The organism is Halomonas cibimaris (genome assembly GCF_039537045.1).
Classification (GTDB): domain Bacteria; phylum Pseudomonadota; class Gammaproteobacteria; order Pseudomonadales; family Halomonadaceae; genus Vreelandella; species Vreelandella cibimaris.
On the sequence record NZ_BAAAZT010000002.1, the window covers coordinates 1 to 706 of the forward strand.

Genomic DNA, 706 nt, shown 5'->3' on the forward strand with positions numbered 1-706 from the left:
GGTGGCCGCCACCCTGATCCTCCACGCCCGACGTATCACGGTCCACCTCGGCGCCGCTGCCGATAAATGGTGGCCGACTCTGCTGAAAGGGCTACCAAAACTGACGGCTTTGCGCTGACGCCTCAGCGGTCGCATAAGCAAGACAGTGAGACGCCGGTCCTGTCGATGACCGGCGGTTCCGGCTGCCCGGATGACCGACGACAAGGCAGGGAAGGGGCTGAATAACGGCGATAGCAGCCGGACAGAGCGTCACCGGAAGACGNCGTTCCGGTGAATAAGCCGGGGGTACGGGACCCGCCAGTCAGCGAGACGCGACGTCGTGACCTATATCGAGATGGAGTACAACAGCTGCCGGCTGCACTCCACTCTTGGCTACCAAGCGCCAAGGGAAATAGAAAAAATCGCCGAAGCAGCTTAATAAAAGTGTCCGCTACGACTTGACCAGAACACCGGAATGAGTCCTGAGCCTATGTCACTCTCCATGATTGAACTTGCATTAAAAGCAGTTATTCCATTTGCTCTTATTTTCTTCGGGATCAACAGAATTTCAACCATCCCGCATGGCAGCGATGGTCGTATTCTTTATTTGAATCCACCATTTCGTAAGTGCTTATTCAAAATTAATCGCGTATTCAGTGCCATAACCACCAAGTAGGCGGTGTACCTCATCACAGAGGCGATCAAAAGAGAGATAGGCTCCCAGCGG

The 706-nt window shown here is 54.3% G+C and carries 1 pseudogene; it reads left to right on the plus strand.

The window, feature by feature from the left end:
- Positions 1-286: 286 nt before the first annotated feature.
- Positions 287-418: pseudogene (locus ABD654_RS00010) on the plus strand (IS3 family transposase); the annotation flags it as partial.
- Positions 419-706 lie beyond the last annotated feature (288 nt).